The 18,831-nt window shown below is 60.3% G+C and carries 21 protein-coding genes and 1 pseudogene; 12 read left to right on the top strand and 10 right to left on the bottom strand.

Annotated elements, in window-relative coordinates:
- Positions 1-18: 18 nt before the first annotated feature.
- The 5 genes from OHL14_RS19435 to OHL14_RS19415 form a co-directional block, all read right to left on the bottom strand.
- Complete coding sequence (locus OHL14_RS19435) at positions 19-1,440, bottom strand: Nramp family divalent metal transporter (protein WP_263381031.1); 1,422 nt, start codon at positions 1,438-1,440, stop codon at positions 19-21.
- A gap of 134 nt (positions 1,441-1,574) precedes the next feature.
- Positions 1,575-1,913: a hypothetical protein gene (locus OHL14_RS19430; RefSeq protein WP_263381030.1), complete on the bottom strand. Its 339-nt coding sequence runs from the start codon at positions 1,911-1,913 to the stop codon at positions 1,575-1,577.
- 151 nt (positions 1,914-2,064) lie between these two features.
- Positions 2,065-2,517, bottom strand: a complete 453-nt coding sequence (gene dut / locus OHL14_RS19425; protein ID WP_263381029.1) for a dUTP diphosphatase — start codon at positions 2,515-2,517, stop codon at positions 2,065-2,067.
- 25 nt (positions 2,518-2,542) lie between these two features.
- On the bottom strand, positions 2,543-3,589 hold the full coding sequence (locus tag OHL14_RS19420) for an NAD-dependent epimerase/dehydratase family protein (RefSeq protein ID WP_263381028.1): 1,047 nt from the start codon (positions 3,587-3,589) through the stop codon (positions 2,543-2,545).
- Positions 3,590-3,641: 52 nt separating this feature from the next.
- Entirely contained in the window at positions 3,642-4,997 is a 1,356-nt protein-coding gene (locus OHL14_RS19415; protein ID WP_263381027.1) for a hypothetical protein, read from the bottom strand.
- A 296-nt stretch (positions 4,998-5,293) separates the two neighbouring features.
- Here OHL14_RS19415 and rplU point away from each other — a divergent pair, with 296 nt between their 5' ends.
- Positions 5,294-5,617 (top strand): 50S ribosomal protein L21, encoded by a 324-nt coding sequence (gene rplU, locus OHL14_RS19410; protein WP_263381026.1) that lies wholly within the window; start codon positions 5,294-5,296, stop codon positions 5,615-5,617.
- A 119-nt stretch (positions 5,618-5,736) separates the two neighbouring features.
- Positions 5,737-6,006, top strand: a complete 270-nt coding sequence (gene rpmA, locus OHL14_RS19405; protein WP_263381025.1) for a 50S ribosomal protein L27 — start codon at positions 5,737-5,739, stop codon at positions 6,004-6,006.
- A gap of 91 nt (positions 6,007-6,097) precedes the next feature.
- Here the strand turns inward: rpmA and OHL14_RS19400 are convergent, their stop codons facing one another.
- Positions 6,098-6,571: a ferritin-like domain-containing protein gene (locus OHL14_RS19400; RefSeq protein WP_263381024.1), complete on the bottom strand. Its 474-nt coding sequence runs from the start codon at positions 6,569-6,571 to the stop codon at positions 6,098-6,100.
- 203 nt (positions 6,572-6,774) lie between these two features.
- Here OHL14_RS19400 and OHL14_RS19395 point away from each other — a divergent pair, with 203 nt between their 5' ends.
- A complete protein-coding gene (locus OHL14_RS19395) occupies positions 6,775-7,089 on the top strand; it encodes a hypothetical protein (protein ID WP_263381023.1) in 315 nt (104 codons plus the stop codon).
- A 149-nt stretch (positions 7,090-7,238) separates the two neighbouring features.
- Here the strand turns inward: OHL14_RS19395 and OHL14_RS19390 are convergent, their stop codons facing one another.
- Positions 7,239-7,757, bottom strand: a complete 519-nt coding sequence (locus OHL14_RS19390; protein WP_263381022.1) for a gamma carbonic anhydrase family protein — start codon at positions 7,755-7,757, stop codon at positions 7,239-7,241.
- A 232-nt stretch (positions 7,758-7,989) separates the two neighbouring features.
- Between OHL14_RS19390 and rpsU the strand changes: the two genes are divergently transcribed.
- The 5 genes and pseudogenes from rpsU to OHL14_RS19365 all read left to right on the top strand — a co-directional run bounded on the left by rpsU (position 7,990) and on the right by OHL14_RS19365 (position 11,345).
- On the top strand, positions 7,990-8,187 hold the full coding sequence (gene rpsU, locus OHL14_RS19385; RefSeq protein ID WP_014267628.1) for a 30S ribosomal protein S21: 198 nt from the start codon (positions 7,990-7,992) through the stop codon (positions 8,185-8,187).
- 367 nt (positions 8,188-8,554) lie between these two features.
- Positions 8,555-8,845: pseudogene (locus OHL14_RS19380) on the top strand (zinc-ribbon domain containing protein); the annotation flags it as partial.
- Between the two features lie 208 nt (positions 8,846-9,053).
- Positions 9,054-10,016, top strand: a complete 963-nt coding sequence (locus OHL14_RS19375; protein WP_263381021.1) for an MBL fold metallo-hydrolase — start codon at positions 9,054-9,056, stop codon at positions 10,014-10,016.
- A 15-nt stretch (positions 10,017-10,031) separates the two neighbouring features.
- On the top strand, positions 10,032-10,682 hold the full coding sequence (locus OHL14_RS19370) for a flavin reductase family protein (protein ID WP_263381020.1): 651 nt from the start codon (positions 10,032-10,034) through the stop codon (positions 10,680-10,682).
- A 66-nt stretch (positions 10,683-10,748) separates the two neighbouring features.
- Positions 10,749-11,345 carry a hypothetical protein gene (locus OHL14_RS19365; RefSeq protein WP_263381019.1) on the top strand — a complete coding sequence of 199 codons (597 nt, stop codon included), beginning with the start codon at positions 10,749-10,751 and terminating at the stop codon, positions 11,343-11,345.
- A 31-nt stretch (positions 11,346-11,376) separates the two neighbouring features.
- Here OHL14_RS19365 and OHL14_RS19360 read toward each other — a convergent pair whose 3' ends face one another.
- Both OHL14_RS19360 and OHL14_RS19355 read right to left on the bottom strand, forming a co-directional pair.
- Positions 11,377-11,697 (bottom strand): hypothetical protein, encoded by a 321-nt coding sequence (locus tag OHL14_RS19360; RefSeq protein WP_263381018.1) that lies wholly within the window; start codon positions 11,695-11,697, stop codon positions 11,377-11,379.
- Positions 11,697-12,353 (bottom strand): RNA polymerase sigma factor, encoded by a 657-nt coding sequence (locus OHL14_RS19355; RefSeq protein WP_263381017.1) that lies wholly within the window; start codon positions 12,351-12,353, stop codon positions 11,697-11,699. The genes OHL14_RS19360 and OHL14_RS19355 overlap by 1 nt, the downstream gene beginning before the upstream one ends.
- A gap of 221 nt (positions 12,354-12,574) precedes the next feature.
- Between OHL14_RS19355 and OHL14_RS19350 the strand changes: the two genes are divergently transcribed.
- On the top strand, positions 12,575-13,045 hold the full coding sequence (locus tag OHL14_RS19350) for a DUF6249 domain-containing protein (RefSeq protein WP_263381016.1): 471 nt from the start codon (positions 12,575-12,577) through the stop codon (positions 13,043-13,045).
- Positions 13,046-13,239: 194 nt separating this feature from the next.
- Positions 13,240-14,952 carry a histidine--tRNA ligase gene (gene hisS / locus OHL14_RS19345; RefSeq protein ID WP_263381015.1) on the top strand — a complete coding sequence of 571 codons (1,713 nt, stop codon included), beginning with the start codon at positions 13,240-13,242 and terminating at the stop codon, positions 14,950-14,952.
- Between the two features lie 56 nt (positions 14,953-15,008).
- On the opposite strand, the gene OHL14_RS19340 is transcribed toward hisS, so the two are convergent.
- Positions 15,009-15,590: a hypothetical protein gene (locus OHL14_RS19340; RefSeq protein ID WP_263381014.1), complete on the bottom strand. Its 582-nt coding sequence runs from the start codon at positions 15,588-15,590 to the stop codon at positions 15,009-15,011.
- A gap of 138 nt (positions 15,591-15,728) precedes the next feature.
- Here OHL14_RS19340 and OHL14_RS19335 point away from each other — a divergent pair, with 138 nt between their 5' ends.
- Positions 15,729-16,901: an FUSC family protein gene (locus OHL14_RS19335; RefSeq protein WP_263381013.1), complete on the top strand. Its 1,173-nt coding sequence runs from the start codon at positions 15,729-15,731 to the stop codon at positions 16,899-16,901.
- Between the two features lie 7 nt (positions 16,902-16,908).
- A complete protein-coding gene (aspS, locus tag OHL14_RS19330) occupies positions 16,909-18,768 on the top strand; it encodes an aspartate--tRNA ligase (protein WP_263381012.1) in 1,860 nt (619 codons plus the stop codon).
- The last annotated feature ends 63 nt before the right edge of the window (positions 18,769-18,831 follow it).

Raw genomic sequence — 18,831 nt, 5'->3', positions numbered from 1 at the left:
TACTCCACGCTACCTGTCTCAAAGCACCTGCACCAGCAGAACCGCATTCAAAGCCAGAATCACCGCCGTCACCACCCACCCTGCCACCTTCGTCCTCGCCGCGCTCACAAAGTCGCCCATCACGTCGTGTCTGTTCGTCAAGATCAGCAACGGAATCAGCGCAGCCGGCAGCGTAAAGCTCAGAAGCACCTGTGAATCGATCAGGATCTTCAGCGGATCGGCCCCCACCCCAATCACGATCAGCGCAGGCACCACCGTAATAAACCGCCGCAGAAAGATAGGAAACTTGATCTCGAGAAATCCCTCGATGATTACCTGCCCCGCCATCACGCCCACCGTCGAGCTCGACAGCCCTGAGCACAGCAGCGCCACCGCAAATACCACCGCCGCTCCCTTACCCAGCAGCGGCCCCAGCGTGTGGAACGCGTCCTCGATCGTCGGTGCGAAGTCCGGCCCCTTGCCATACCCCGCACCCAGAGCCACCGCCGCCATCACGATCATGGCGCTATTGATCAGCCACGCTCCATTCATCGCCACGAACACATCGACCAGCTCAAATCGCAGATACTGCTCCAGCATCCACCGCTTCGGCTTCTTCGCGACAGGCGACATCTCCCTCAGCCGCGGCTGCACCAGCGCCGAATGCAGATAGATCACATGCGGCATCACCGTCGCACCCAGCATGCCCACCGCAGCAAACACGCTGCCGCTCATCGCCTTATGGCTGCGCAGGTCGAACGTCGGCAGGATCGTCGAGATAAACGTCTGGTGCCAGTCCGGATGCACCAGGAACACCTCAAACCCGTAGCACAGCCCAATCACCCCGACGAACGCCATGATGCCACGCTCCAGCCACTGAAACCCCGCAAGATCCAACGCCAGGATGCCAAACACCGCCACCGTCGCGATCATTGCCGAGAAGAACATCGCTCCCGTCGCCGAGAACCCATGCGCCAGCAGGGCTGGCCCGATCAGCAGATCCAAACCCAGCGCCGCTCCCAGGAACTCCGCCAGGTCCGTAGCCACAGCCGAGATTTCGGCACACACCCACAACAGAATCGTGACTGGCCGCGAAAAATGTTTGCGGCAGCTCTGCGGAAGCGTGCACCCCGTCACGATTCCCAGTTTGGCCGATAGGTACTGGATCAGGATCGCCATCGCATTCGACCACAGCAGCACCCACAGCAGCCGATAGCCGAACTGGCTTCCACCCAGAATGTTTGTCGCAAAATTACCCGGATCGATGTATGCCACCGAAGCCACAAACGCCGGTCCGAAGTAGCTCCACACCTGGTCGCTGCGAAAAGCTCCGCGCTTGACCGCTGCAGCTACAGGCAGCTCCGACAATCCGGCCGCCTCTGCCGCTGGCGAAAGCAGCGCCTCATGCTGCGCATCACTCCCCGGGGTAGCATCTCCGCATGGTTCGTACTCACTGGGCATCTAAAACAAGTATAGGTCGAACCACGCGCTTAAAGAAAAACGCCCGCATCATCGTCAGCGGGCCACTTCCATCCGCGGCGGGCCCGTCACATCGGTCCGCCGCCAGTGTTCTATTCCCTACTTCCTGTTCTTGCTTACTTCAGCTCGATGCTCTTGTTCTGATCGTCAGCCGACACTTGCATCAGCTCCTGGCCATTCACCTTCGAGTTCGTCTGGCTGTACACCTTCAGCGAGCTACCCACGGGAACAAGAAGATTCAGCTTGCTGTTGTAGTTCAGCTTGTATACATCGTTGCCTATCTTGACTTCGCGATCCTGCGAGGTGCGGTTGACCAGCGTGAGGAATACTTGCTGTGGCTTCGCATCGTGCGAACGGAGCGAGTGAACATCGGGCGTCGTGAAGGTGGTGTTGGGGGTGGCGGCAACTGCGCTCAAAGGCGCAACGAGGGCGAGGGCAAGAACGATAGAACGCATAGTAGAGTCTCCGGTATATCCAATTTTCTGGAGTCTCTCTGCCATGGTTCAGAGCAACTCGCGATGTGTAGGGATACGGCAGCTCTTCTGCATCGGTTCCATCTTTTTCATTGCAATTCGATAAATCGCAAAAATACTCTTGCGCGAACCACTACCGCCCCGTCGACCCGAACCCACCCTCACCGCGCTCCGTCTCCGCGATCGTGTCCGTCTCTTCGAAGATCGCCTCGATCCGCTCCACGATCCGCAGCTGCGCTATCCGATGTCCCGGAGCGATCACCTGCGCCGTCGGCGTCAGGTTCGTCAACACAATCTTCAGCTCGCCGCGATACCCCGGGTCGATCACCCCAGCCAGCGTAGTAATCCCCCGCACCGCCAGCCCGGAGCGGTCCTCCACCAACGCTCCATGCGTCGAGGGCAACTCCATCGCCAGCCCTGTTCGCACCATTACGGTCGCTCCAGGCTCTCCAATTGGAGCCAGCGTTGCCGCCTCCGCCGCGAACAAGTCCGCAGCCAGATCGCCATACAGCCCCACATGCGCGTAACGCGGCATCTGCGCCCCCGCCACTAACCGCTGCACCAGAATCTTCGGAAAACTCTTCATCTGTCCCTACTCCCAATCCCTGCTCTCAAGACATCCATTTCAACAGCCGAATCACGCCCATCGGCGCAGCCTTGCTATGAGCCGACACATCCGTGCGCTCATGGATCGCCCGCTTGTTCTGGTGATAGTAGTCGAACGCCCGCACCATCATCTCCGTATTCGTCAGCGTCGGCGCCCACCCTAGCTCCCTGCGAATCCGGGCCGTATCGAACACAAAGCTCTCCGCAATCATCTTGTAGTGATACGGTCCCAGCGGAGATATCTTTAACGTATGCGCCAGCTTCATCGCCGCAAGCGTCGGCGCCTTCGGCAGTGAAGCCACACGCGCCTTAGTCCCAGCCTCCAAAATCACCGCCTCATACATTCCGCGCATCGTCGGTACATCATCGCTGCCAATGTGAAACAGATTTGACTTGTCGTAGTTCAAACACTGCAGGCACGCTGTTGCTAGGTCCTGCGCATAGATGAACTGATACCGATTGCTTCCATCGCCAACGACCCACACCTTCTTGCCGTCCTCTATAAACTCGAACAGGATTGCCAGCAGTCCCAAACGCCCGCCGTCGATGATCGTCGGACACCGCAGCGTCACCACCTGCAGGGCAGGGTTGTCCTGCTGTAACGCCGCCAGCACATGCTCGGCCTCCAGCTTCGACTTCCCATACAGCTCCACCGGCGCAGGCGCATCCGCCTCGGTCACCGGCCTGCCAAATCCCTCGGCCCACAGGCAGTTCGAAGAGATGTTCACCATCTTCATCACCCCGGCATCCACCGCAGCCTGCGCCACCAGCCGAGTCCCCTCCACGTTGCTCGTCCACAGCATCGACTCGTCCTTAACGTCATGCGCCAGCATCGCCGCACAGTGAAACACCGCAACAAACTTGTGCTCGCCAAACACCCGCTTCAGCAACGCCGCATCGCGAATGTCGCCCTGAATCGAAGTCAGTGCCTCATGCGCATCTACATCCCGCACCAGGTCGATGTTCGTCACAGCGAACCCTTCAGCCAGCAGCCGACGCTTCAGCAATCCGCCAAAGAACCCCGAAGCTCCCGTTACCAATACCTCGTACATCGTCGTTGCCTCTAATCCTTTTCTTTGTCATCCCCGAAGGGGATCTGCTTCACTAGCCCGCTACCGCTTTATCCCGTGGCTTCTCCGTCGACCGGAACAGATACACCGCCAGCACCGCAATCAGCGGCTCCATCGGATGCCGGAACCGCGGCTGCACCGTGATCAGGTAATACGGCAGCGGCAGCAGCACAAACACAATCGCCATCAGCCCCGCTGCCACAACACGTCGCCGCAGCATCAAGGCCAAGCCCAGCAGCCCGCAGGCACTAATGAACGCATAGCTCAGCTGCCGTCCAAACTCGGCTCCGGGATGCTTCTCCGGAGGATGTGGCGTCCCATCCCAGAAGAACAGGAACCTCTGCAGATACCACTTCGCCATCTGCCCCGGCATCGCCTTTCGGTTCTCGGCAGCCTTCGCCGCCTGCTCCTTGCCCATCTGTATCTCGCCGACCTGCACATAGTGCCTGAACTGCGGATCACCCGGCCACAGCGGCAGCGTCGTGCCCCACTGGAAGCCGTCGTTCACCTGCCGCGTCGACTCATACAGCTCAAACCCAAGATTCGACCGCGTCGGCACAAACGCATGCAGCGCGCGCTCATTCCGAACCCACCAAGGCGCCATCACCACACACATCACCACGCCCGCCAGCATAGCCCCGCCAAAACTGCGCCAGATCACCGGCCAGTCCAGCCGCTTCAACTCCGGCCAGCCAATCCAGATCATCATCGCGGGCAGGCAAAGCAGCAACGAAGCATTTGAAAGATTCAGCAGCCCCCACAACACCCCAAACCATATCCATGGCTGGAACCTGGGTGCCCCGTCTTCGCCGACAGCCTTATCGTCGCCTAAGGTGGGAAGCGAACTGTCCCCAACTCCCCTGATCCGCAGCGCCAGCACAATAATCCACGTAAACAGGAACGCCGAAACCGACATCTCCCATATCCAGTGGATCGCATACTGTAGCGCCGCCGGATATACCGCCCACAACCACCCCGACCAGAGCGCCACCGGCTCCGCATGCTTCGACCGACGCCGGGCGACCCCCTTCGCATCGAAGCACCGCGCCGCAATCTCATACACTCCCGGTGCAATCCCGGCAGAAAAGACGCTGTTCACCACCAGCAAAAACAACGCCGCCCCATTCGAGTACACCCCGAACAGCTTGAAACTCAGCGCCATCAACAGCGGATAGATCGGGGGGCACCACGCCGTCGGTCCCGAAACCCCATTGAAGGGATTCGCAAACCCCTGCCCCGTAGCTACCGATCGGGCGATCCTCCCCATCTCCCAGCCAAAGTTGAAGTGCCCCTGGTCCACCCGTATGCGATACGTATGTCCAATCAAAATAACGGCCACACGCAGCCCAAACCCCACCCAGAAAATCATCCAGGGGACACGAAACTTCACTCGATTTTTAGCGAAATCACTCACAGCAACGTCCTATTCTACCGGGCAGCCTCTCCCTGCTCCCGATTCCCCACTCCCGATTCCCTGTCCTTCTTGACCCGAAACCCCATTTCCCGGTACACTCGTAGAGTTTGGCGAAGTAGACGCGTCTCTTCATGGGACTCTCTGCAGGGCCGGAATGCTGGCAGCCCGGAACATCGGCAGCCGCCACCCCCGCCTCCTTACAAGACATCTATATAGCTCGTGGAAAAGCAGGCGTATCCTTCTGCGCTCTACTGAAATTGAGGTTTCATCCTATGTACGCAGTTATCAAGACCGGTGGTAAGCAGTACCGTGTAACTCCCGGCGACACGCTCCGCATCGAAAAGGCCGCGCACGACAACGGCACCATCGAGTTCTCCGAAGTCGTTGCCGTCTCCATGCAGGAAGGTAAGTTCGAGTCCAACCTCACCGACGCCAAGGTTACTGCCGAAGTCGTCTCCGAGGGCCGTGGCGACAAGATCCTCGTCTTCCATTACAAGCGCAAGAAGCAGTACAAGAAGATGCAGGGTCACCGCCAGAGCTTCGTTGAAGTGAAGATCAAAGAGATCTTCGTCGGCGGCTTCAGCTACGACGCCTAAGATTTGAATAGGTCTGGACTTTAGTCCGGACATCATGGCATCCAGTTTTGAAGGGGCTTTAGCCCCTGGGGTCAGCCCCACAAAATTCCGCCGGGCACCCCGGCCATAAGAGGCACAGAATGGCACATAAAAAAGGTCTAGGCAGTTCTAAGAACGGTCGCGATTCAAACGCACAGCGACTTGGCATCAAGCGTGGCGATGGTCAACTCGTCTCTGGCGGCAGCATCCTCGTACGCCAGCGCGGCACACCGCACAAGCCCGGCCTTAACGTCGGCCGCGGCTCCGACGACACCCTCTACGCGAAGGTCACCGGCATCGTCAAGTTCCAGAACAAGGGCACCAAGGGCCGCTTCGTGAACATCATCGCGAGCGAAGTAGCCACCGCCTAAGCACTCTCCAGCTACGCAAAAGACCCCGCCTTGGCGGGGTCTTTTGCATTTCTATCGCTTACCGTAATGAAAAGTGAATGCGGGTGATGGATTATTCAGGAGCAATGCCGGGGTCGGGAGTATCTTCGCCAAGGGCCGTGGCAAGCGCGTTAAGGTGGTCAGCCTCATCGCGAAGAATCTCGCGAAGATCTTCAGAGAGGGCGAACTGGTCGAGAGCGTCGGCTTGCTTGACGCGACGGCGGTAATTAGCGATGGTTTCCTTCTCAGCCTCGAGATCGAAGCGGAGCATGTCCGTCGCCTTATCGCTGGTCTTGACGGTCTTGGCTGTAACGGCGGGCATGCCGCCGAGGAGATCGATCCAGTAGCTCAGCTTGAGAGCGTGGCCGAGCTCTTCCTTGGCATGAACCTCGAGCTCACCAGCTATGTTCATGTACTGCGCGCCCTTCAGCACCTGCGAGTAGTTGACGTAGGCAATGGTGGCCTGGAACTCGCGCTCGAGGTCCTGGTTGAGAAGTTCGATGAGCTTTTCCTTGGTGATTGCGGGAGCGGTATTTGTGTCTGCCATGGGCGTGCCTTTCGCTTGCGTTACGTGGGGGATAGTACGAGTGCCTTGTTCGAGAGTGTGATGCGCGGGTGCGAGATTGCGTGGTCTGCGACGAGAGAAGACATCGTATGTCGATGGACGAGCATCCAACTTTCGACAGCGATTTTGACGGGTCTTCACTGCGACCGCGTGACAATAAATCGCTTTCCAAGAGGAGATGAACGATGACAAGCAAGAAGTTCTATGCAGCCCTTCTGGGCGCGACTTTGGTTTTGCCGATGGGCGTCATGATGGCTCAGGACGCTGCTCCGGCAGCGCAGAGCACGACGGCTCCGGCCAGCGATGCGATGACGAAGGATCAGGCCAAGGCTCAGAAGAAACAGCAGAAAGCGCAGGAGAAGGCCGCAAAGGACAATGCCAAGGCAGCGAAAGAGCAGGAAAAGCTGGTGAAGCAGCAGGACAAGGCGACAAACTCGGCTGAGAAGGCAAAGGCAAGCCAGATGGCTGCTCCGGCAGCAACAACCCCTCCACAAGAGTAGTTTGGATTGTTTATAAACAGAAAGGGGCCGCAGGGCCCCTTTTTTGTGCCTGAAGAATATGGGAGCCGTTGTGCCTTAGGGCTGACTAACCCTGGCCGAGAGAAACCTAGGGCGAAGATGATTTTCCCATCGTCAGAGGTAACTGAAGGCTAAATCGACGGTTCGGCGAGGTAGGTGCGGGTGTAATCGAGGTAGTTCGAGGCGTAGTGCCGAATGAGTGCGAGATCTTCGTCCGTGGTGGCCCGGCGTATCTTGCCAGGGAGTCCGGCGACGAGGGACCGTGGAGGGATCTGGGTGCCTTCAGGGATGAGGGCCCCAGCCGCTATGATGCTGCCCTGACCTATATGCGCTCCGTTCAGGATGATGGCGCCCATACCGACGAGGACATCGTCTTCGAGAGTGCAGCCATGAACAGTGGCGTTGTGGCCGATGGTGCAGCCGTTGCCGATGTGGACGGGGTGCAGGTTGCGCATGCCATGAAGGACGGCGCAGTCCTGAATGTTGGTGCCGTTGCCGATGCGGATGGAGTGGACGTCCCCGCGGACAACGGCGTTCATCCAGATGGAGGCGTGGTCGCCGAGGACGACATCACCGAGGACCTGGGCGGAGGGGTCGACGTAGCAGGTGGCCGGCACGGTGGGGGTAATGCCTCGGAAGGAACGAACCATGAGGCTAGTGTAGGCGAGAGAGCGGCTTTGGGTTCTATTGGCTTTTATGGGTAGCTTTGGGGGAGTCTTCGTGGCGGATGTAGGAAGAGCTAACATTCTGTCCTGCAACGAGATATGTTTTCTGGGCGATTGGATTAAAGTAGTGGTCGCAGACGTTTTGGTTATGGTAAAACGCTTGTGTCACCCGTAAGATATTAGAAGCCACGTGGGCGAGTTTGGAGGTGTATTTCCATTGGCAGAAGTTCGAGTACAAGAAGGTGAGCCTCTTGAGAATGCGTTGCGCCGCTTCAAGCGCAAAGTGCAGACCGAGGACATCATCAAGGAAGTAAAGCGTCACTCGTTTTACCTGAAGCCGGGCGAGAAGAAGCGTGTGAAGGAAGCATTGGCACGCAAGCGTAACCGGAAGAAGGTCCGCAAGGAACAAGATTAGTTTTAGCCGTAAGGCATAGAACTTGATCACGAACACCGCGAAGGACCCTCCTGATCGGAGCTCTGCAATTGCAGGCTGCAGGAGGGTCCGGGACGGCAACCAGGTTTGCGGCGAGCTCGATGATACGAGTGAGCGGAGTCTGTCGGAGGCTGAAACAAGCCTTTACCGGACAAACAATTGCAGGGCTGAGAGACTGGATCCCCTCCATCTCTTTTTGATCTTGGTTTATGAAGTTGCAAGTCAGGATTGTGCGTTCTTCGGGCTCCTAGCAGAGATGTAACTACAGGCTTGAACGTGACCCCGGGAAAGATCAAAACGACGACCAAGGCTACTGTTCAGCCTTATCCCGCTCGATGGGAGAAGGCAGATGCAATTTGTAGACAGGTTTTTGAAGTGCACCGACTGTGGTAATGATTTTGTATTCACTGCCGGAGAGCAACTCTTTTTTTTCGACAAGCAGTTCAAGAACGATCCGAAGCGTTGCAAGCTTTGTAAAGCGAAGCGAGCAGGGCTAGGTCGTTCAGCGAACCCCAACGCACCGTCCGTATTGCCGTACAGTCGTACGGAGACCCGAACGGAGTGCTCGGCCTGCGGGATCGAGACGACGGTGCCGTTTAAGCCGACGCAAGGGCGTCCGGTGCTTTGTCGATCGTGCTTCCAGGAGAAGCGAGTCCCCCTAACAGATGGCATGGCAGCTATGAAGGCTGCGCTGGATACCTCGGTGGCGAATGCAGCTATCGTGGATGCGGCGTCGCGGATGGAGCCGCAGGCTATTTTGCGTGAGCACTAAGGTAAGGTGTGGCGGTCTGCTGCGGTTGCAGGCTGATCGATGTGCCGCGAGGGCAGAGTAGACTCGGTGCATGGAGATGGCTGCACCTGTAGTAGAGGCGACGCTGGTGCGTGGGCGTCAGCTCGTAGGACACTACGAGCTGACGGTCTGCACGGATGGCAGTTTTCTGCTGGATGGCGGGGCGATGTTCGGGGTGGTGCCGAAGACGCTGTGGCAGCGAAAGATGTCTGCCGATGCGGAGAATCGGGTGCTGCTGGGCACGAACTGCGTGGTCGTGCGCACGGGGACGGCGGTGGTGCTGATCGAGACCGGCGTGGGCAATAAGCAGACCGCGAAGATGCGCGGAATCCTCGAGAACAAGCAGCTGCTACCGAAGAGCCTGACCGCCGCAGGGGTGCATCCGGATGAAGTCACGCATGTGGTGAACACGCATCTGCACTTCGACCACTGCGGATGGAACACGACCTTGCATGAGGATGGCAGCGTGTCCCCGACGTTCAGAAATGCGCGGTACTTTGCGGCTGCGGGTGAGATGGCGAGTGCGCGGCTGCAGCGGGATCGCGACAAGGTGAGTTATCTCGCTCAAAACTACGATCCGTTGATCGCGAACAGGCAGATGACGTTGATCGACCTGGAGGGCGCAGGTAGATTTGCCACGGAGGACGCGCGCCTTCGCGGGACAGAGGAACTGCCATCGGTGAACATCCAAAAGTCTGCGGAGATCGTGCCAGGAGTGTGGGTGGAGACCCTGCCAGGACATACTCCGGATGTGCTGGGCGTGCATATTGAGGGTGTGGCACATGGCGGAGCCAGGGAACACGCGTGCTTTGTGAGCGATCTGATTCCGACGAGCCGACACCTTGAGGCGACTTGGGTGATGGGGTATGACCTCGATCCGCTGCGGTGTATCGAGGAGCGGAAGAAATTTCTGCGGCGGGCGATCGACGGGAAGTGGCTGGTGCTGTTTCCGCATGATCACGAGGTGCCGATGGGCGTGCTGGGCCCAGACGATAGGGGCAAAGTTGTTGTTTGTGACTAGGAAGAGGAGATTGGGATGTCGGATGGATTTGCTGGGTTCGATTTAGGGACAATGTCGAAAGGGGATAGCTATAAACTGCTGGCGAGCGTGATTCTGCCTCGACCGATTGCGTGGGTGGTGAGTCGGGATGAGGCGGGGCGTGTGAATGCGGCTCCGTTCTCGTTCTTCAATATTGTGTCGAGCGATCCGCCGCTGGTGGCGATCAGCATCTCGGGCGCTCCCGATCGGCAGTACAAAGACACACTGGCGAATATCCGCGCGCGGAAGCAGTTTGTGGTGAACATGGTGCCGGAAGAGCTGGCAGAAGCCATGAACGTGACGGCAACGAATGCTCCGGTGGGGACGGACGAGACTGTGCTGGCGGGACTGGAGCTGGCAGAGGGTACGGCGGTGACTATACCGCGCATTGTGGGATCTCCGGTGGCGCTGGAATGCGAGGTTTTCGAGGTGCTGGAGCCGGGCGGGGCGAGTACGATTGTGCTGGGCAAAATTGTGTATGTCCATGTGCGTGAGAACGTCTTTGAAGGGCCCGACGGGTTGGCTCGGCTGCACGTCGATCCGACGCAGATGCGGCTGATCGGCAGAATGCACGGCGGTGGCGGCTATTGCACAACGCGGGATGTATTTACGATCGAACGTAAAAACTGGCCGTTGGACGGCCGATAAGAGTAGAAGAGTGGCAGGCAGTTTTGAGGGCGATGGATGGTTTGGAGTCGCACAGGACGAACCTGGATGGCAGGATGCGCGATGCTGCTGCTGTGTGGCACACCGGTGCTGCGCGCAGCCGTGACTCGCAGCGTGACGATTGGCGACCTGTTTACGCAGGCTGACCAGGTTGCATTAGTGCGGATTGTGGCTGGTGATACGGAGCACTATGGCACCGTGGTGTACAAGGCTGTGGTGGAGGTTCCGTACAAGGGATCGAAGGCTACTGAGGTTGTGTACTTTGGGCCGTACGCGGGGCTGGGTGTCGGAGCAGAGTACGTAGTGTTTCTGCAGGCAGGTGCCGGCGTTAAAGTGCAGACGACAGGTGGGCTCGCGTTTGGCGACGTGGCTGAGCTGGGCAAAATTATGTCCGCAGGGTATGCGGCACTGCCGGTGGGGTATGAGTGCGTCTTCGATGAGTCATCGCTGGTGCGGCGGTGCGATGACAGCGTGGAGCTGAACCCGGAGCAAATTGTTCTGCCGAAGACGATGCGGACGTATCCGCGGCATGAGGCAGGGTCGGTGTCGAGCTATAAAATCTGGGTGCGGCGAAGCGACTTTCTTCCGCGACTGCAGATGCTGAGTGAGCGAGAGGCCAACCGCGGTGGGAGTGTGGGGCGGTAGGTGCGGCGGATCCTAGTAGGCGCGGCGAATCCTAGACGCTGCCCTTCCGCATAACGCCAAACCCCAGCCCTGCCAGCTGCGCCAGCAGCACCATCTCCAGCGCAAACGGCCAGCTCTGCACCTTCGTCCCTGCCATCGGAGCCACCACAAACAAAGCCACCAGCACCACCACCATCGCCCCTAAAGTCATCGCGTGCCCCAGCGAGATCCGCCTCCGTACGCGCACCCTCACCACCGGCTGCGCCGCAGCAGCAGCCGCAACCTTCGCCGCAAAACCTTCAGGGATCCGCACTACCGGAGCCTGCTCCAGTGCGCGCTCTACCCTCGCATCCAGTTCGACATTCTGATCCATCACGCTCGCCTCCCGGCCGCCAGCCCATTCGGAATCGCCGAACGCATCCCCGCCCGCGACGTACCTTCATTTTCACTCACAACTGCCTGTCCCTGCACCGCTCGCAATCGCTCGCCCAGCTTCTTGCGCCCGCGATGCAGATGCGTCCTCACTGTATTGATCGGCATCTCTAGCGCCGCTGCAATGCCCTCATAGCTACACTCTTCCTGGTGATACAGCACCAGCACCGCCCGCTCCACCTCACTCAGCGTTCCCAGCGCCGCATCGACCGACTCCCGCAGCTCAGCCTCCACCATATGATCCTCAGGAGACCGTGCATGCTGCCCCGCGAACCCATCCCCGGCAAAGTTCTCCAGCCACGCCTCACCCTCGTCCTCCGCGAACGCAGGTTCCGACGCCACATAGGTCCGCTCGCGCCGACGACGCTTCCACTCATCCTGCGCCACGTTGTACGTAATCCGGTAGAGGTAGGTCGACACCGTCGCATCGCCACGGAAGTACGGCAACGCCCGGTAAAGCCGCAGAAAGACCTCCTGCGCTAAGTCATCGACATGCCCGCCCGCCCCCGTAAACCGCGTGAGCGTACGAAACACCAGCCCCTGATGCTCCCGCACCAAAGCCTCAAACATCTCCGGACTGGTCAAATCCTGCCGCATCGGCTCCTTGCAAAACTACTTTCTAACTTTGTCATCCTGAGCGGAAACCGCAGGTCGCAGTCGAAGGACCCTGTCTTCTCACGCCTGTCTTCTCGCTGCTCTTCGCCCTCAGACTGCATCCTCCTCCAAAAGTTTCACGCACGCCACTGAAACTTTCACTAGCCCTCTCAGTCGAAGCACCCATCACATTTGCTGCGCACCTCGCAGCCCAGGAGCCCCACATGGCACTCGCAACCTTCGCCCTCTTCTTCCACGACTACTCCCAGGTCACCGACAGCCCCTTCATCGTTCCCGTCGCCGGCTGCCTCATGATCCTCGGTATCGTCGTCGCCAACGCCTGGTCCGGCATCCGCAATCGCGAGGTCCAGTCCAACGAGCGCCTCGCCGCCATCGCCAAGGGCGTGCCCATCCCTCCCACCCCCCAGGAGCTAGCCATCCTCCACGGCAAGCCCACCGCCGATCTCACCCGCCGCCGCGCCAACAGCCGCCTCGCCGGCATCATTCTGGTCTGCTCTTCCATTGGCCTGATGGCCTTCTTCGCCGTCCTCGCCGCCATCCTGCAGGAGCGCGACGTCCTCTCCGGCCTCGCCGTCGGCCTCATCCCCCTCGGCATCGGAGCGGGCTTCCTCATTGACGTCCGCATCCAGACCAAAGAGATCGAAGAGAGCATTACCCCCTCCCCCCTCGCCTAACCTCATCCGCCCGGTGTCCGGGTCCGGCTTCTCGGACCCGTCGGTTTGGCCTTAACCCAAGGGATTACCTAGACCTTGTCATCTCGACCGGAGCGGATAGTCTTATCATCCGCGTGGTGGACAGACCCCTGTATTGGCTGTAGCGAGAGCCGAAGGCGCGAGCATACCCTCCACTCCGCTAAACTGTTACTTGCATGAGCGATAGCAAAAAGACAGCACCGAAGCCCACCATCAAAGCCGTCCGCGGCACCCGCGACCTACTTCCCGACCAGACACCCCTCTGGAATCACGTGGAAACCACCGCCCGCGCCGTCTTCGCCCGCTACGGCTTCGGCGAAATCCGCACCCCCATCTTCGAGTCCACGGAACTCTTCGCCCGCGGCGTCGGCGAGGAAACCGACATCGTCTCCAAAGAGATGTTCACGTGGAAAGATGGCGAAAGATTCGACAAAGATGCGCTAAGGGACTGGTGGCTTCGTAAGCACAGCCAGCGGCTGGGATCTTGGAGCACAATTGACGCACCTTTCGCACTCACTATCGAGGTTCGCGATCGCCCGCATGAACATGAGATCGTGGCTTTCGCTGGCGAAATATCTCCTGCGCTCATTGCGACTTTAGTTGCATTTGGTGCTCCTTCATATGTGCGTCAAAAAGATTTTGACGAATGGCTCGCGCAGGACGAGCCCAGAGACTCCAGTCAAATCAATGACCAGAGCAGAACAATTAAAGCCGTCAAAAGACTCGTCGTCCCAACTGCAGTCCCCGATAAGGGCGAAGAGTGGTTGCGAGATGATCTAGTGGTAGAGTTTGCGTCGGAAAACTTCACAAAATCGTCGCAATCCCTCACCCTTCGCCCCGAGTCCACCGCAGGCGTCGTCCGCGCCTACATCGAGCACAAGCTCGGCGAGACTGGCAATCTGCAGAAGCTCTACTACATCGGCCCGCAGTTCCGCCGCGAACGCCCCCAGCGTGGCCGCTATCGCCAGTTCTGGCAGATCGGTGCCGAGGTCATCGGCCCCCAATCCTCCGGCGCAGAGTCCCCGCTCCGTGACGCCGAGGTCCTCGAGATGCTCGCCACCCTGCTCGACGAGCTCGGCATCCGCGACTGGAAGCTCGAACTCAACTCCGTCGGCAGCAGCGAAGACCGCGTCCGCTACAACGCCGCTCTGCGCGACGCTCTGCAGCCCGTGAAGCACCTCATGTGCGAAGACAATCAGCGCCGGGCCGACACCAACCCCCTGCGCGTACTCGACAGCAAGGACGAAGCCGATCAGGAGATCATCAACAACCTCCCCAAGATCGCCGACTACCTCAGCGAAGACTCCGCTGCTCACTTCGAGCAGGTGCTTGCCGCGCTCGAAGCCTGCGGCGTGAAGTATCACCTGAACCCGCGCCTCGTCCGCGGCCTCGACTACTACACACGCACCACCTTCGAGTTCACCGTCACCACCGGCCTTGGCACGCAAAACGCCATGCTCGGCGGCGGTCGCTACGACGGCCTCTCCGAGATGCTCGGTGGCCCGCGCGCCCCCGGCATCGGCTTCGCTATCGGCGAAGACCGCCTCATCCTGACGCTGCAAGCCCAGGCCGAAGCCGACGCTGCTGCTTCAGGCGAGACTGTCGCAGCCCCCAAGCTCGACGCCTACATCGCTCCCCTCGGTATCACGCAAAACCCCGCCGCTCTCGCACTCGCCCGCGAACTCCGCGCCGCCGGTCTCAAGGTCGAAGTTGGCGAAGGTAGCTTCAAAATCGGCAAGTCCTTTGGTTTCGCTGACGCCCTCGCTCGCCACGTCATCCTCCTCGGAGAAGACGAAGCCGCCACCGGCACCTACACAGTCAAGACCTTCACCACCGGCGAACAGGTCAAGATCCCGCGCGCCGAGTTGGCCGCGAAACTCCAGAACTAACAGCAGCGGGCGAAGAGGCCAGACCTCCGGCCTATTCGCCCGCCCCTGCAAGCCTCTTAGTGATTGCGATGCGGCGGTGCCGCCGGCCGCTTAGGCGTTTGGGATGGAAGCGTCGACGTCTGCGGCCGCGGTGACTGCGGAGCGCTCTGAGCAAACGCCCGTTGCGACCCGCTCGACTGGATCAGCCCCGATTGTGGTCGCACCTGATTCCCCATCACCGGGGGCTGCGGACGGCTGCTCTGCTGCTGTAGCAGCCCCTGGGTCTGCTGCGTAATGTTGCTCCGCTGCGCATTATTCTGTTGCTGCACCAGTCCCGACATAGTGCTCGGCTGGGAACCAGTGCCTTTGTTGCTCTTGACGTCCCAACCATTCGTCGTGGGCGGACTCGGCGGCTGCGGACGACTCGTGCTCCCGCTGACATTCGACACCCGGTTCCAGCCTCCGCTGGTAGCCTGGGTCGGAGGTTGGGGACGGTTGATGCTCGGCGGTTGAGGACGGCTCGTGTTGATCGTGCCCGTCCGGGGCTGGCTGTTCACCAGCAGTCCCCCGATCGGAGCGTACTGAGCATGCGCTTGGATCGTACCGGCCACCATGGCCACTGCAAAGAATGTTGCCAGGACAGACATGCGTGTCTGCATCGGATCACCTCTGAGATACATGAATTTGAAAAGCGTTGACTCGAACTTGCGCCGAAACATCGACGGCTCCCTCACCATGCCGCCCCAGCCCTGCCAGTGTCCTCAAGTCCGCCTGAAATACCCATCAATCGCTCTCAATTGAACAAAATCCACCCTGCTCCCAACTTCGCCAAGTCGCTGCACGACTCGCCGAGCATCTATCCTGCAAGAGCCGTGCTGAACGTCCTCACCATCTCGACCGACACCACCCTCTTCCCGTGGGCAAAGCGAACGCCCCTCGCAGGCCTCCGGGCCGTCCTCGCCATCGTCCTAGCTCTCGTTCTCGGCCAGCGCACCGGCCACGCCAGCGCCGGAGCCATCGCAGCTGGCGCAGCCTTCACCATCGGCTTCGCCATCTTTCACGAGGCCCTCGCCTCCGCCCTGCTCAGCATGGGCCTGCTCACCCTCGGCATCGCCTCAGCTACGCTCGTCGGCTCGCTCGGCGCGCAGTACGACTGGCTCGTGCTGCTGCTCGTCGTCATCGCCGCCATCAACTACGGCGTGCTCTCCGACCTCAGCCCCACCGCCGGTTGGATGGGCATGCAATGCGCGACCTTCCTCATCATCGCCAGCTACTTCCCCCGCGGCCTGCACTTCGCCATCGGCCGCACCGCCATGGTCGTCGCCGGAGGCATCCTGCAGATGCTGATCTTCACCGGCTTCCACTTCCTGCGCCACGCCCGCAGTGAGTCCATCGCCCCGCCACTCACCCAGCGCCTCCGGCTCCGCGCCGGCCAGCTCTGGACTCGCCTCCGCGACGAACTCCACCCCACACACGAGACAGCCTCCTACACGCTCCGCCTCGCCCTCACGCTCCTCCTCTGCACCGCCATCTATCGCCACTTCCACATCCGCAACGGCTACTGGTGCCCCATGACCGCGCTGCTCGTAATGAAACCCAAGTGGAACGCCACCCTCAGCCGCAGCATTGCGCGCCTTCTCGGCACGATCGGCGGCGCAGCCATCGCCCTCTTGCTCGCACGCTTCGTCAACTTCTCGCTACCGGTCATCCTCATCTGCGTGGTCGTCTTTGCCTGGGCCGCCTTTGCACTGCAGGCCGTCAACTACGCCGTCTTCTCGCTTTTCGTCACCTTGTACGTTGTCTTCTTGTTCCGCTCCGGCGGCTTCTCGCAGACCTCCGCCGCGCACATCCGGCTCTTCAACACCGCGCTCGGCGGAGGCATCGCCCTGCTCATCGACGCTGCCGGAAAACTGATCGCCCTGCAAAGAACGCCCCATCCCGCCGGTCCGGCTCAGAACTTCGTACAATAGAAGGATTGTGACACTCGACTTTCTAGGCACCCTCCAGCGCTCCCACTACTGTGGCGATCTGCGCAGTTCGAACTCCGGCGAAACCGTAACCTTGATGGGCTGGGTCAATGGCCGCCGAGACCACGGCGGTCTCATCTTCCTCGACCTCCGCGACCGCACTGGCATCACCCAGGTGGTCATCGATCAGGAATCCTCACCCGAAGCCCACGCCAAGGCCGAGGCCGCGCGCCCAGAGTTCGTCGTCGCCGTTACCGGCAAGATTCGCGAACGCGGCGAAGGCCTCAAGAATCCCAAGATGCCTACCGGCGACATCGAGCTCGTCGCGACCTCGCTCCTGCTGCTCAACGATGCGAAAACCCCGCCATTCCCCATCGCCGACGACGGTCCCATCACCAACGAAGAGATTCGACTGAAGTATCGCTACCTCGATCTGCGCCGTCCCGAGTTGCAGAAGAACTTCCTGCTGCGCCACAAGGTCACCCGCGCCATCCGCGACTTCCTCTCAGACAACGGCTTTCTCGAGATCGAGACCCCGCTCCTCACCCGCTCTACCCCAGAAGGCGCTCGCGACTACCTTGTTCCCAGCCGCGTGCATCCCGGCCACTTCTTCGCGCTTCCGCAGTCGCCGCAGATCTTCAAGCAGCTGCTGATGGTCTCCGGCTTCGACCGCTACTTCCAGATCGCCCGCTGCTTCCGCGACGAAGATCTCCGCGCCGACCGCCAGCCCGACTTCACCCAGATCGATCTCGAAGTCAGCTTCCCGCAGATGGCGACCATCTTCGCCACCGCCGAAGGCTTCCTGCATGCCGCCTTCTCCGCTGCGGGCATCACGCTTCCCGCCGAGCCCTTCATCCAGATGACCTACGACCAGGCCATCGTAAAGTACGGCATCGACAAGCCCGACATGCGCCTCCCCGCCATGGTCGACCTCACCGAAACCCTCACACCCGAGCTCCGCGAGACCCTCAAGATCGAAGCCGCTCTCCCCGTACTTGGCTTCACCATCCCGCAGGTTGGCGAGATGAGCGGCACCGCCCGCAAGGCCCTGCTCGCCGAGATCCGCGCCACCTTCGGCGACAGCGGTCTCGACATGCTCGACGTCGCTCGCCTCCGCACCAACGCCACCTTCGTTCCCCTCGCAGAAGCCATTGACGGCAAGCTCAGCCTGGAGATGTCCATCTTCAACGGCAGCTCGCACTCCACCGAAGACCTCGGCATCGTCATCACACCCAAGCTCGGCACACCCGCCATGTGGAACTACGATCCCCAGTGGATCTACAAGCGCGTCGGTGCCCTGCGCCTTGAGCTCGCCAAGAAGTACGCGGACAAACACAAGCTCTTTGAACAGACCGGCACCGCTGCCGACTTCAAGTTCCTCTGGGTTACGGACTTCCCCATGTACGAGTGGAACGAGGAAGCCAAGACCTGGGACGCAGCCCATCATCCCTTCACCTCGCCGCACGAAGAGGACATCAAAAGCGGCGCGCTCGTCAACGACAAGGGCTCCGTCCGCGCGCTCGCCTACGACGTCGTCCTCAATGGCACCGAGCTCGGCTCCGGCAGCATCCGTATCCATCGCAAGGACGTGCAGGCAGAGATCTTCCGCTCGCTCGGCATGGGCGACGAGGAAGCTCACCAGCGCTTCGGCTTCTTCCTCGACGCACTCGAGTACGGCACGCCCCCGCACGGCGGCATCGCGCTCGGCCTCGATCGCATCGTGATGATCCTCGCCGGCGCCTCCTCACTCCGCGAAGTCATCGCCTTTCCGAAGACCGCCAAGGCCATCGACCTCATGGTCGACGCTCCCACTACCGTCAGCGACGAACAACTCCGCGCGCTCAGCTTGAAGACCGTCGTCCGCAGCTAGTCGATCACCACGACTGAACAAAAGCGCGTGTCGCAGAATCTACGTGCGACACGCGCTTTCCTT

Source organism: Granulicella paludicola, assembly GCF_025685545.1.
Lineage (GTDB): Bacteria > Acidobacteriota > Terriglobia > Terriglobales > Acidobacteriaceae > Granulicella > Granulicella paludicola.
Note: the sequence above shows the minus strand (reverse complement) of the source record. Positions and strands in the feature narration are given on the sequence as shown.

Bases quoted from the DNA above. Each gene is read 5' to 3' on its own strand.
- OHL14_RS19340 (WP_263381014.1), bottom strand. From the start codon at position 15,590: ATGCAGACACGCATGTCTGTCCTGGCAACATTCTTTGCAGTGGCCATG.
- OHL14_RS19375 (WP_263381021.1), top strand. From the start codon at position 9,054: ATGGCTGCACCTGTAGTAGAGGCGACGCTGGTGCGTGGGCGTCAGCTC.
- OHL14_RS19355 (WP_263381017.1), bottom strand. From the start codon at position 12,353: ATGCGGCAGGATTTGACCAGTCCGGAGATGTTTGAGGCTTTGGTGCGG.
- OHL14_RS19350 (WP_263381016.1), top strand. From the start codon at position 12,575: ATGGCACTCGCAACCTTCGCCCTCTTCTTCCACGACTACTCCCAGGTC.
- OHL14_RS19400 (WP_263381024.1), bottom strand. From the start codon at position 6,571: ATGGCAGACACAAATACCGCTCCCGCAATCACCAAGGAAAAGCTCATC.
- rplU (WP_263381026.1), top strand. From the start codon at position 5,294: ATGTACGCAGTTATCAAGACCGGTGGTAAGCAGTACCGTGTAACTCCC.
- OHL14_RS19370 (WP_263381020.1), top strand. From the start codon at position 10,032: ATGTCGGATGGATTTGCTGGGTTCGATTTAGGGACAATGTCGAAAGGG.
- OHL14_RS19365 (WP_263381019.1), top strand. From the start codon at position 10,749: ATGGCAGGATGCGCGATGCTGCTGCTGTGTGGCACACCGGTGCTGCGC.
- OHL14_RS19395 (WP_263381023.1), top strand. From the start codon at position 6,775: ATGACAAGCAAGAAGTTCTATGCAGCCCTTCTGGGCGCGACTTTGGTT.
- OHL14_RS19430 (WP_263381030.1), bottom strand. From the start codon at position 1,913: ATGCGTTCTATCGTTCTTGCCCTCGCCCTCGTTGCGCCTTTGAGCGCA.
- OHL14_RS19420 (WP_263381028.1), bottom strand. From the start codon at position 3,589: ATGTACGAGGTATTGGTAACGGGAGCTTCGGGGTTCTTTGGCGGATTG.
- dut (WP_263381029.1), bottom strand. From the start codon at position 2,517: ATGAAGAGTTTTCCGAAGATTCTGGTGCAGCGGTTAGTGGCGGGGGCG.
- OHL14_RS19390 (WP_263381022.1), bottom strand. From the start codon at position 7,757: ATGGTTCGTTCCTTCCGAGGCATTACCCCCACCGTGCCGGCCACCTGC.
- OHL14_RS19435 (WP_263381031.1), bottom strand. From the start codon at position 1,440: ATGCCCAGTGAGTACGAACCATGCGGAGATGCTACCCCGGGGAGTGAT.
- OHL14_RS19360 (WP_263381018.1), bottom strand. From the start codon at position 11,697: ATGGATCAGAATGTCGAACTGGATGCGAGGGTAGAGCGCGCACTGGAG.
- rpmA (WP_263381025.1), top strand. From the start codon at position 5,737: ATGGCACATAAAAAAGGTCTAGGCAGTTCTAAGAACGGTCGCGATTCA.
- hisS (WP_263381015.1), top strand. From the start codon at position 13,240: ATGAGCGATAGCAAAAAGACAGCACCGAAGCCCACCATCAAAGCCGTC.